The organism is Polynucleobacter sp. JS-JIR-II-b4, assembly GCF_018687815.1.
In the GTDB taxonomy this organism is placed as follows: Bacteria; Pseudomonadota; Gammaproteobacteria; order Burkholderiales; family Burkholderiaceae; genus Polynucleobacter.
In genome coordinates this window covers 1251871-1263751 of sequence record NZ_CP061306.1, presented here as the reverse complement: position 1 = coordinate 1263751, position 11881 = coordinate 1251871, and the positions used below count along the sequence as shown (strand labels likewise).

Below are 11881 nucleotides of genomic sequence, written 5' to 3'. Positions count from 1 at the left end.
AATACGCTAAGCGCTGAGGTCAAATACCAAGACTTCGGCGCTTTTTCCATGAGAGAGTGCTAATTGGTTTTCATCTTGTATTAAGAGGGCATCACCGCTGTTTAAAACGTGGCCATTCACATCAAGTGAACCGCGAATAAGGTGAACGTAGAATTTTCTATTGGGATCTAGTGCTAGTTCGAATGATTGACCTTGATCAAAGAGTCCAGCATATACCTTGGCATCTGCATAAATTTTCACAGCACCATCAGTTCCGGTAGGGGAGGCAATGATGCGCAGCTTGCCATCTTTTTCTCTTTCTGGGATGGATTTTTGTTCATAGCTTGGCTCAATTTCTAAAACATTGGGCTCTATCCAGATTTGTAAAAAATGAGTAGTCTGATCTTTGGCGTGATTGAACTCGCTATGTGTAACTCCACTACCTGCACTCATACGCTGGACATCCCCGGGTGGAATACCTTTGATATTGCCCATACTATCTTCGTGCGCCAACTCTCCAGATAGTACGTAACTAATAATTTCCATATTGCGATGGCTGTGCTTGCCAAAACCCATTCCTGCAGCCACGCGATCCTCATTAATGACGCGCAGATTTCCCCAGCCTATAAAACGGGGGTCGTGGTAGCCAGCAAATGAGAAAGAGTGAAAGCTTTTAAGCCAGCCATGGTCAGCATAGCCGCGATCTTGGGATTTTCTAAGATTTATCATGTTTTTGGGGTGTTAAAAGTCTAATTGAAAGAATCAGAATAAGCCTATTATCATTAGCTTTAATGATATTTGCCGATCGGTAGCACATGGGAAGCTTTAAACAAGACATAACAGAAACGTATTTAGGGCTTTCTGAGAGCGCTCGGGAGAAGTGGGATGACTTTACCCAGTTCCTGCAAGAGGCTTGGCCACTCCTCATTCTCTTGCTAGCAATACTGATGGGGATCTGGTGGTATGCAGATCCGCCCCCTCCCAGACACGTCCTCATGGCTACCGGTTCATCGGGCAGCTCATACGAAGCCCTAGGGAAAAAGTATGTAGAGTTTTTCAAGGCAAAGGGAATTACTCTCGAGCTCGTAGCTACTACGGGGGCGCAAGAAAACATTGATCGCTTATCGGATCGTAACGACCCTGTACAAGTAGCCTTTGTTCAAGCTGGGGTTGATCATGCCAAAGAGGTGACTGGTATTCAGTCCTTGGGTGCTATTGCCTATGATCCTGTTTGGTTTTTTTATCGAGGTTCGGAGCTAAAGTCTACCGAGTCCGATTCGGTTGGTGTCGTACTTCAACATTTTGCTAATAAAAAGATTTCTGTGGGAATTGAGGGCAGCGGCACCTATGCTCAGTCAACCAAAATACTGAAGGCCGCCGGCTATGAAAAAGGGGTGCAAGTTTTCAATCTTGCTGGGCATGATGCGGTGAAAGCGCTGCAGGCGGGCGAGATAGATGGCACCTTTATTGTGGATTCCTATGATGCTCCCAATGTACAGGCCTTATTGAACGATAAGTCCTTGCATTTAGTCACTTTTAAACGTGCAGCAGCCTATGTCAAATTAATGCCTTATCTCAATATTTTGGATGTCCCCCAAGGATCCTTGAATTTGCCGCGTAACTTTCCACCATCTGATATTAAGCTTTTGGCTACTACAACAAATCTTCTCATCGATGATCGCATGCATCCAGCTATTCAATTTTTATTTTTGGAGGCCGCTAGAGAGATTAACGGCAAAGAATCTTTCTTTTCTGAGCGCGGAGAGTTTCCATCATTTAAAGATTCCATGCTGCCTGAAAGTCCTGTCGCAATTCATTACGAGAAAAATAATTACCCCTTATTGGTAACCTATTTTCCGTTCTGGGTGGCTGAGCTCATTAATCGCCTCATTTTTGTATTGCTACCTTTCTGTGTATTGGGTTATCCGCTTTTGCAGGCACTGCCAGGATATCGCGCTAAGCGCATGCAAAATAAGATCAATCGCTTATATGGCTCTTTAAAATCTTTGGAGCAAGAATTGCTCAATGGTTTTGATGATCAACAGCGGGATGATTATCTAAAGAGGCTTAATTTACTTGAGTATCAAGCTTTAAATATTAAAGTTTCTAAGCGCCTGTCTGGCGACTACTATGCCTTACGAGCTAGCATTGATTACGTGCGAAATTGCTTAAATAGGGGCGTACACCCCTATCAATTTGATGAAGTTGTTGACCTAGGCTCTGGCAATATGCGCTATTAGATTTATGGCGCCTTATTAGCTTATAAATCTGGGTATATGATCGTAATAACTTAGAAATTTATACCCTTTTATGAGACCTTACGACCATCCCTCTAGAGCAGTCTTGCATGAAGAGGTTCATGCACGTCCTCCAATCCCACTGTGGCCAAATGAAAGGGTGATATCCCAATCCTTTTTATTGGATGCCGCCTCTCGTCAGCAACAAATCCAGTGGGTGCAAAAATTAGGCAATGCCTTAGGACGTCCTCCAAATACAGATGACCACTCTTTTATGATCTTGCGGTTAGCGCCAGAGCCCGAAAGAGTGCTGGTGAAGTGGGAGTTGCACGGAGAATTCGCAACCATTGCGGTAATTTTTCACAACAAGTCGAAGGTGAAAGAACCTTTGCTCAAGTCTAGATTGGAAAATGAGCGCGAGTTAGATTTACTTTTTAAGGATCTAGGTTGCCCGATCATCTCTGAGGCTGGCGGCCAAAGAATTTCTGCTTTAGATTTAGTTTTTGAGCATCGCCCACTATTTATAGAGGCGCAAGAAGTGTCCGAAATTTTTAGCGGCAATACCGTTTTAGGTAGCCACATCTTTTCTAGTAAAAAGGCTCAGTTATGGACCGACTTACAACTTGATCAGGATGGATTCATTTCTTTTTTCATCCCGCATGAGGGGATGGGCTCAAGACAGCTAGGGCGAATCGCTAGGGCGTTAGCAGAAGCAGAAACATACCGTATGGTTGCCATGATTTCTTTTCCGGTAGCTAAAAGCCTTTCTTTGCCATTAAGAGAGGCAGAGTCTGAGTTAGCCGCCTTGTCTGAAAAGATATCGCAGTTACAAGGTGAGGCCGGTGTGAATACGGAAAAAGATGGGATTTTTCTAGAAGAGCTTTCTCGCTTAGCTTCTCGTATTGAGCAATGGATCTCTGGGTATGGACTTCGATTTACTGCTTCTGAAGCCTATAGTCAGCTTCTATCAAAGAATTTAATAGGCTTAAATGAGTCATCTATCCCAGGGGTGCAAACATTGTCCGAGTTTATGGATCGGCGTTTTCAGCCAGCTATGGGAACATGCATTTGGACTCAGCGACGTTTACGAGAATTATCTGATCGTATCTCCAGAACAACGCAAACCCTAAGAACTCGAATTGAGTTTGTAAACGAGGAGCAAACGCAAAAATTACTAGCTAGTATGGATCAACGGGCCAGATTACAGTTAAGACTTCAAGAAACGGTCGAGAGTTTATCGGTGCTGGTGCTAACTTATTATGCTGTGAGTTTATTGGCATACATTGTCAAAGGCGGGAAAGAGGCAGGTCTCGATATTCACCCTGAGATTATTGCTGCTATAGCGGCGCCAGTGATTGCCATTATTTTCATAATTATTAGTCGGCGTAGACGGCATCGGCTATCGTCTTGATGTCCTGATCAATAAAAAAGAGACTCGAAGGTCTCTTTTTTATTAAGGGTAAAGGCTCTAGCCCAAGCTATCAGCCCAGATGTTATGAGCCCAGCCCCAGGCGTATACCCCTTCAAGAGTTGAGGGTGCTGGAGATAGCCCTCCTGCACCATGAACAGGTTCAAAAGTTTTCTTAGTAGCGCTGTATTGATGAACGCTTGCCACATGAATCACTTCTCGTTCGTTCACAAAACTGTAGCAAGTATTGTTTACTACTGGCGCTGGATTAACTTCCCAATTACTGAGTTCAGCCACAATCGCCGCAGCCGCCACTTTGGCATGTTGATTGGCCATGTGCCCTGACTTAGGCATTGCTGGCGCTACTTGAATCGAGTCACCCAGGACATGAATGTCTTTTTGTGCGGTAGATTCAAAGTTGAGGTAATTCACATTAACCCAGCGGCCATTGGAATTTGCTAACCCAGTTTTGACGGCAATCTCACCGGCGCTCATCGCCGGTAGAAGATTTAAAACATCAGCCTTAATATCTTCTTGCACTTCAAATTTCAAAGTTTTTGTTTTTGCATCCACGGCGGTGACATTGTATTTGGGCAAATACTCAATCAATCCTGGGTACTGTTCTGCCCACACCTTCTTAAAGAGCGCACCTTTTGAGGTGACATCTTGGTTAGCATCCAAAATGAGAACTTTAGACTTAGGCTTGTGGTGCTTAAGATAGTTTGCTACCTGGCAGGCTCGCTCGTAAGGTCCTGGAGGGCAGCGATAGGGGGCTTCTGGAATACTGATAGCGAAGGTGCCACCATCGCGCATTGCTGCCAGTTGATTGTGTAGGGCTACTGTTTCGGGGCCTGCTTTCCAGGCCTGGAGGGTAACGCCTGCTTTATTGGCTTGAGCCAGTCCTTCAATACTATTCATCATTAAAGCAACACCGGGTGAAACGATCGCTTTGTCATAGCGTAAGGTTTTCCCAGAGGCAAGCTTGACTGTTTTTTTATCGGGGTCGATGCTGGAGACGCTGTCTTGAATGATCTTCACGCCATGACGCTTAGTCAGATTGTCATAAGGGGTCGTGATTTCAGATATTGTGCGTGAGCCACCTACAACTAAATTAGATAGTGGGCAGGAAACAAAGGCAACATTAGGCTCAATCAACGTCACCTTGGCGGTGTTGTTGGAAAACAGGCGTAAATATTTAGCAGCAGTAGCGCCACCATACCCTCCGCCAATCACGAGGATTTCTGCCTTTTGTAAATTAGCGTGGGCTTGACCAGAAAAGCCTGCCAGCAAACCAAGTGCGGCGGTGCTCTGACCGATAAAGTGTCGACGATCCATGATGAGCTTCCTTGTTAGTTCTTGCCAAGTTGATTGGCGATGGTATTAAGCTGTTCTTCGGTATAGCCCTTGGTAAGCTGCGGCATGATAGTGCCTTCCAGTAACCCAGATTTATAAGCCATCAATTTTTCTAATATTTGCGCGTGAGTAAGATTGTTGATGAGTGGGATGTTGCCATCAACAACACCGTTTCCGTCAGTGCCATGACAATTTGCGCAGGTTGCTGCAAGACTACGTTTATATAAATTGCTTGCATCTGGATTTTGCGCTAAAGAAAGACTGCTCCATAGACACAATCCAATATATGTCGACACTACGATTGCGGGTCTTGAAAACAGTGTTCGCATGCGGTTTTTCTCCATTCGAATTATTTTTTGACTCATAGGTGTATTGCTTTATGAGTATCTTAATCAAGAAATCCTTAAAAAGTAGCGCTTACCTCAGATTCATTTTTCATAAGCTCATTCGAAAATACGGGCCTGATGTGTTTTGTTGGAATTTTCTATAAGCCCTATAAACTACGGGTATGAGAATTTCATTTTCTTACCGTTCCGCCATATTGATACTCCTTTTAGGTGTATTTACCTACCTTTATGGTTTGGATAGCCGATTTGCGCCAAAAAACGGTGATGAGTACCCCTATATGCATATTGTGCGAATGACGGCGGAGTCGAGCCAATGGCTGCCTCTGCAGTCTGAAATGGATGGCATTAAAAACACTAAGCCGCCATTGATTTTTTGGCAGGGTATCGCTAGTACGCATTGGGCAAGCGAATGGAGTTTGGCAAATTTGCGTTGGCCTAGTGTTTTATATACCGCACTAACGGCATTTTTCTTATTTTTAGCAGTCCGACGTTTCAGTGGTAAAACGCAAACTGGAATATTGGCAGCATTAGTTTGGCTTTCCTTTTTTGCAACCTATCGCTATGGTCGACCATTCTTGGCGGATCCCCCAGAAGTATTTTGGGTATCGCTACCATTTATGGCGATTTTGTATTGGGGTAAGAGTGCGTTCGAATCTAAACTCTTTTTCCCATTGATGGCGGGGGTTTGTTTTGGTCTTGCGCTATTTGCCAAATCTTTTGCCTACATCGTTCCTGCTACTTTTGCTTTGGGGCTGTATTACTGGCGCTGGCGGCAGTGGAGTATTCCTCAGGTACTCATCCGCGACCTATATAAGTTGATCTTGATTTCTGTGCTTGCCCTAGGCGTATTTGCCTTGTGGTTTGCCATGGACCCATATCCAGTGGCTGTTTGGAACGAATTTGTACTGGGCGAGAATGCCGGTAAGTTTGCTGCTCGCCAGTCTAGTTATTTGATGGATTTACTGCGCGGTGGAGACAGCATTTGGCTTTTAATTTTGACGACGATTGCTAATGCAGGCTTATTTAGCTTTGTATTGATATCGAGTGTGATGCAATGCTGGCGTGCACGTCGCTTTCTGAATTTAGAAGAGGTTCTATTACTGCTCTTGATAGCAGCGTTCTTCATTGTGTTCAGCTTACCTAGTCAGCGTTCAGGTCGTTACCTTTTGCCAGTGATGCCAGCGTTTGCGGCGCTAATTGCCTTATATTGGGATAAGTTGCCTTTATGGGGCTTCCGCATTGCCTTGCTTTTGCAATTACTAGTGTTATCGCTCTTGCTATGGATTGGTATCAATCTTCAGTTCTCACAATTTATGAGTGATGCTGGCGTATGGATTTACTCCTATTGCCATTGGATTCTCATGGCGGCAGGAATATTGCTGGTCTTGCTTGGCTTACTGAATCGACGTTTTACTAAAACCATTTCTTTGGCAGCCTGCTTTTTGGTTTATTGCGGGTTGACTAGTAGTCTTGCTCCATTAGAAGGGAGCTTAGGGCGCTACTCGGCAGAAACGATTGCTCAGTTGCAAGGCAGGGATGTTTGGATTCCTTGTGACTATCGAGCTAAGGATGAGGAGTATCGATTGTTGCTGCCAGGTGCAAAACTGCATGGCTATTTAGCGAAAGATGCTAGTGATGTCGCAACTCTGACATCCGCCTACCCTTTAGTTGCGGCGCATACTTCTTTGGGTGCTCAGCCTGTACTCTGTGATTCTTGTCAGATTGTTGGACAAAGAATGGAGATGAGAGCCCGTCACTCTAATGAAGAAATTCAGGAAATGTTGATGGGACAGATTGGTAAACATTTATTTGTTAATGAATACCTGATCTCTACACCGGTAGCGAACCCAGATTTATCGAACTTAAAGGATGTTTGTAGATGAGTCGTGTCATTGCTCTTTGTTTTTTGTTGCTTGCTGCAGTGATTGGCTTTCTGCATATTGATAGTCGCCCAGTGTGGGCGCCATTTGCTACTCCTGCATTCCAGGTAGATGAAGTTCTAGATGAGCCAGCAGTAACAAAGACAAAAGGTCCCATCAAGATCAACATTCCCGCGCCTCAATCACATTGGCTTCCTGATACTGGCGCTGCCTCAGTCCATGCAGCTTCAATGATTGCCCTCAAGGATGGTGCAGTGAGAGCATTTTGGTTTGCCGGTAGTCGCGAAGGCGCTGCTGATGTATCAATCTACAGCTCCGTATATGACTCGAAGACTTCTAGCTGGAGTGCGCCCATTGTTGTGATGGATCGAATTAGTGCAGAGAAGGGGCTTTCACGTTATATCGCTAAGTTAGGCAATCCAGTGCCAGCCAGATTGGCTGATGGACGTCTGCAATTGTTCTTTGTTACTGTATCTATTGGTGGTTGGGCGGGTAGCTCAATTTCTGCCATAACTTCGGATGATGAAGGTTTGACATGGAGTAAGCCGCAACGCCTCATTAGCTCCCCGTTACTGAATTTAAGTACCCTCGTCAAATCCCCTAATGTAATGTTCGCTGATGGCCTACTAGGCTTGCCTGCCTATCATGAATGGATAGGGCGTTTTGGCGAGTTTCTAAGAATAGAGGCAGGTCAAGTAATCGATAAACGTCGTATGAGTTCTGGACGCGGAGCGATTCAGCCACTCGTATTTGTAAATGACGCGCAAGATGCCAGTGCTTATTTTCGACAAACACGAAGCTCTGGTTTACCAAAGCAAATCCCGGTTAGTCATACCCAAAATGCGGGTCAAACATGGCATCAGTCAGAAGATTTGGCCATCGCCAATCCCAATTCTGCAGTTGCTGGGCTTGTTCTCAAAAGCGGCGCTCGCATTTTGGTATTAAACAATATTGAAAATGGGCGTTATCGTTTGGTCTTACTGATGAGCGATGTCACATCTGGACAGTGGCAAACCATTGAGGTATTGGAGGACGATGAAGCTATACCTGAAGCTCAACGTAAAGAATTCTCATACCCTTACTTAATCACCGTAGATGGTGATGATGCGCACTTAGTTTATACCTGGGATCGTAAGAAGATCCGACATCGTTATTTTTCTGGTGCTTGGTTAAAGCATGCCTATCAGCAAGTAAGCAGTGCTGAAGCAGATACGGCTCATCAGGAGGTGCAGCAATGAATCAGTTTATACAAATCATAGCTTTGATTGAATTGTCTATTTCTTGTGCGGTAGTGGGTGTTTGGATCTTGCAAAAGTTTTCTCCAAATACTTTTCCATTCGCTATCAAAGTATTTTTAGTCCTTCTGATGGGAAACATTCTATTTTGGCCATTAGGTATGAACTTACCCTTGGTTGCCTATGTGCGTGGCTTGACTGGTGATCTGAGCATCGTGCTGACTTTATTGTTGTGGACCTCATTGCTACCAGCCAATAAGCCCGCACCGATTGTTTTCAAATTTGCCGTAGCAATCGTCGCATTATGTTTTTATCCATTTGCCTTGGGCTTGGGAATGGTCGATCCTTATGCATGGGGTTACGGATCTATTGCATTTTTAGTTGCGGTCCTATTTTTTGCCTTAGTGTGCGGCTTGGCAAGTTGGACGAAGGGCGTATGGATTATTGCTATCGCCATTCTGGCTTGGACAGCCCATTGGCATGAGTCTGCCAATCTTTGGGATTACTTACTAGATCCATTCTTGGCCATCTGGGCGATATGCGCCTGTATTGGCATGATGTATAGAAGGAAAAGGGACAAAGCCCGATCTGGATATTTATTTAGACCAGGTTAGGGCTCATCAAATGCAAGGTTGTAAAGTAATGGGAATCTCGTAGATTATTGAATTTAGATAGATCAATGCTGAGGCAGATATGAGGCAGACAAGTCAACAAAGTATTCCTGCGCTGAGTAAGAAGGTAGGTTTGCTAACGCTAGCAATGATTACTTTCGGATCCCTTCTCAATGGATGCGTTATGAATCCTGGTCCATATCAAGAAAGTGGATATTACCCTCAAGGTTATGTACAAGGCGGGGGATACGCTGGTGCAGGCTACAACCCGGGCCCGCAAACGATTTCTTCAGAGCAATTACAGTCATTGGTCTCGCCAATTGCGCTGTATCCCGATTCTTTGCTTTCATTGATGCTGCTGGCCTCAACTTATCCCCTAGAAGTTGCAGAAGCCCATAACTGGCGAGCTAGCAATGCTTCATTGAAAGGCGACGATCTGCAAAATGCACTCAAGGCCCAATCTTGGAACGACAGTGTGAAATCTTTAATGTCGTTTCCAAAAGCATTCAATATGATGGGCAATAAATTGCAGTGGACCCAGAATTTAGGCAATGCTTATAAGCTCCAAGCCGCAGATACCATGAGAGCAGTTCAAGCCCTCAGAAAAATGGCCCTTAAGGCTGGCACCCTAAAGTCTAATAAACAAATTACCGTAACTACTGATGCAGATGGCAACGTCTTGATCAGCCCAGCCAATACAAAAGTGGTTTATATCCCCACTTATAACCCCACAGTTGTTTATGGGCCATGGCCATATCCAGAGTACCCGCCATACCCTATCTATAACCCTGCATGGGGTCTCATGACTTTTGGTGTGGGCTTTATGATCGGTGACGATTTTTGGACCCAGCCCAATTGGAATGATGGCACGATTAACTCTACGAACATCAATGCATCTGGGCGCATACCTTCTCGTGCAATTATCGGACCAGCAAATGTTGCTAACCAGCAGCGCTTGCTGAACGACTGGAAAAATAAAGCCACTCCAGAGGAGAGGCAGGTGGCCAAAATGGATGGTCAGCGTGCTAATAATGCTTTTCAGAAAGATGCAACTCCTGAAGAAAGAAATCAAGCAGCGCGTTTAAATCAAGAGGCGCGCAATGATGCCCAGATGGATAGATCGAATCCCAACACCTATCGCGAGGCTGCTCAAGAAAACGCTTTGCGAGATCAAGCGCGCTTTGATGGCAATCAAGATCGCTCACGTAGCTTTGATGAGGGTGGGCGAGAGGGTGGATTTGGCGGTGGTCATATGGGTGGATTTGCCGGCGGTGGCGGTGGTGGCCATATGGGTGGCTTTGGCGGTGGGCACATGAGCGGTTTTAGGCGTTAACCTTTATTTAAAGAAGAGAATCATGAAAACATTCATAGCAACATTCGTACTTATTGCATCCATCCTTTCCTTTGCTCCAAGTGCATTTGCGCAGAAGGATCTCCCGGCGGATGATGCTAGTACTGCTGCATTTGTTGAGCTCTGCAAAAATCCGTCTGATGAGCAAGGCCGGAGTTTTTGTTTTGGCTTTGGAGAGGGCGTGTATCAAGGGTACTTGGCGAATCGTCGTCCAGACGCCAAGCCAGCCATATGCTTTGTAAATAAGAGTGAGACTCGCAACGAGGTCTTGCAAAAGTTCCTGGCATGGACCAAGACAAACCCTCAGTTTAATAAAGAGAAAGCAGCCAAAACTTTAATGCGTTTCTTTACTGATGACTACCCCTGTAAATAAGCACTCAGCATAATAAAAAAGCCAGCGAGATGCTGGCTTTTTTATTGTTAAAGCAAGCCCTTAATCAGCGTAGGCTCCAGCCTTACGAATTACAGGACCCCATTTATTAATCTCAGCTTCAAGATGTTCTTGCAAGCCTTTTGGAGTTCTCTTGGCTGGTGAAACAATTTCAATATTGGACTCCGCTAAACGAGTCTTGACTTCAGGATCATTCAAAGCAACGTTAAGCGCCTTATTGATTTTATTGACAACTGCCGGAGGTGTGCCTTTAGAGACATACATACCGTGCCAAACTTTTACTTCAAAACCTTTCAAGCCTTGCTCATCCAAGGTGGGTATGTTTGGTAAGGCTGGTAGGCGTTTTGGAGTGGTAACACCATAGGCCTTTACTAAGCCATCTTTAATATAAGGAACAGTCTGCGTGGTCTGATCGCAGAGTAGGTCAACCTGACCACCAAGCAAGTCGGTTAATGCAGGGCCAGTTCCTTTGTAGGGAACGGTTGTTAATTCCACGCCTTCACGCGACATAAATAAAAGGCCACATAACTGAGATACCGCACCAGGACCAGCGTTTGCTAGTGTCACTTTATCTTTATTGGCCTTGATGTAAGTCTCTAATTCTTTAAAGTTGTTTGGTGGGAAATTCTTGCGACCCAAAAGCACCATTGGCACATCCACGACTTGGCCGATGTATTCAAAGTCTTTCATCGGGTCAAAGTTCAATTTTTTATACAAAGCCGGCGCAGTAGCCATGCCCATGTGATGAATAAAAATCATGTAGCCATCTGGAGCGGAGCGCGCAACACGGGTAGCCGCAATGGTGCCACCAGCACCAACAGTATTTTCAACAATAACGGTTTGGCCCAATTCTTTACCCATAGGCACGGCAATCAGACGAGCAACAGCGTCTGTAGGTCCGCCAGCAGCAAATGGCACAACCAAGGTGACGGGCTTATTTGGATAAGGATCTGCAGCTAACGCATTACCTGCAATAAATCCCAGGGTGGCGATTGCATAGAAACCGGCAAATAGCGATTGACGTAATTTCATTTTAGTCTCTAGTAGTTATAAAAATTATATGAGTGCAAAACAACTCAGGGTTATTTT

At 44.9% G+C, this 11881-nt stretch carries 11 protein-coding genes; 7 read left to right on the top strand and 4 right to left on the bottom strand.

The window, feature by feature from the left end; genetic code table 11:
- Positions 1-6 precede the first annotated feature (6 nt).
- Positions 7-708, bottom strand: a complete 702-nt coding sequence (locus ICV90_RS06365) for a pirin family protein (RefSeq protein ID WP_215357215.1) — start codon at positions 706-708, stop codon at positions 7-9.
- An 86-nt stretch (positions 709-794) separates the two neighbouring features.
- On the opposite strand from ICV90_RS06365, the gene ICV90_RS06360 reads away from it, so the two are divergent.
- Together ICV90_RS06360 and ICV90_RS06355 are read left to right on the top strand one after the other, a co-directional pair.
- Complete coding sequence (locus ICV90_RS06360; protein ID WP_215357213.1) at positions 795-2219, top strand: TAXI family TRAP transporter solute-binding subunit; 1425 nt, start codon at positions 795-797, stop codon at positions 2217-2219.
- 70 nt (positions 2220-2289) lie between these two features.
- Positions 2290-3627, top strand: a complete 1338-nt coding sequence (locus ICV90_RS06355; RefSeq protein ID WP_215320159.1) for a DUF3422 domain-containing protein — start codon at positions 2290-2292, stop codon at positions 3625-3627.
- Between the two features lie 57 nt (positions 3628-3684).
- On the opposite strand, the gene ICV90_RS06350 is transcribed toward ICV90_RS06355, so the two are convergent.
- Positions 3685-4959 (bottom strand): NAD(P)/FAD-dependent oxidoreductase, encoded by a 1275-nt coding sequence (locus ICV90_RS06350; RefSeq protein ID WP_215357211.1) that lies wholly within the window; start codon positions 4957-4959, stop codon positions 3685-3687.
- Between the two features lie 14 nt (positions 4960-4973).
- Positions 4974-5306 carry a c-type cytochrome gene (locus tag ICV90_RS06345; protein ID WP_251367701.1) on the bottom strand — a complete coding sequence of 111 codons (333 nt, stop codon included), beginning with the start codon at positions 5304-5306 and terminating at the stop codon, positions 4974-4976.
- A 179-nt stretch (positions 5307-5485) separates the two neighbouring features.
- Between ICV90_RS06345 and ICV90_RS06340 the strand changes: the two genes are divergently transcribed.
- The 5 genes from ICV90_RS06340 (at position 5486) to ICV90_RS06320 (ending at position 10774) form a co-directional block, all read left to right on the top strand.
- Positions 5486-7207, top strand: a complete 1722-nt coding sequence (locus ICV90_RS06340) for a glycosyltransferase family 39 protein (protein ID WP_215357209.1) — start codon at positions 5486-5488, stop codon at positions 7205-7207.
- Positions 7204-8442, top strand: a complete 1239-nt coding sequence (locus tag ICV90_RS06335; RefSeq protein ID WP_215357194.1) for an exo-alpha-sialidase — start codon at positions 7204-7206, stop codon at positions 8440-8442. The genes ICV90_RS06340 and ICV90_RS06335 overlap by 4 nt, the downstream gene beginning before the upstream one ends.
- Positions 8439-9053 (top strand): hypothetical protein, encoded by a 615-nt coding sequence (locus ICV90_RS06330; protein ID WP_215357192.1) that lies wholly within the window; start codon positions 8439-8441, stop codon positions 9051-9053. The genes ICV90_RS06335 and ICV90_RS06330 overlap by 4 nt, the downstream gene beginning before the upstream one ends.
- Positions 9054-9132: 79 nt before the next feature.
- Positions 9133-10383: a DUF3300 domain-containing protein gene (locus ICV90_RS10330; RefSeq protein ID WP_215357190.1), complete on the top strand. Its 1251-nt coding sequence runs from the start codon at positions 9133-9135 to the stop codon at positions 10381-10383.
- A gap of 22 nt (positions 10384-10405) precedes the next feature.
- Positions 10406-10774: a Rap1a/Tai family immunity protein gene (locus ICV90_RS06320; RefSeq protein WP_215357188.1), complete on the top strand. Its 369-nt coding sequence runs from the start codon at positions 10406-10408 to the stop codon at positions 10772-10774.
- Positions 10775-10834: 60 nt separating this feature from the next.
- Here ICV90_RS06320 and ICV90_RS06315 read toward each other — a convergent pair whose 3' ends face one another.
- Positions 10835-11824 carry a tripartite tricarboxylate transporter substrate binding protein BugD gene (locus ICV90_RS06315; protein WP_215357177.1) on the bottom strand — a complete coding sequence of 330 codons (990 nt, stop codon included), beginning with the start codon at positions 11822-11824 and terminating at the stop codon, positions 10835-10837.
- Positions 11825-11881: the final 57 nt, after the last annotated feature.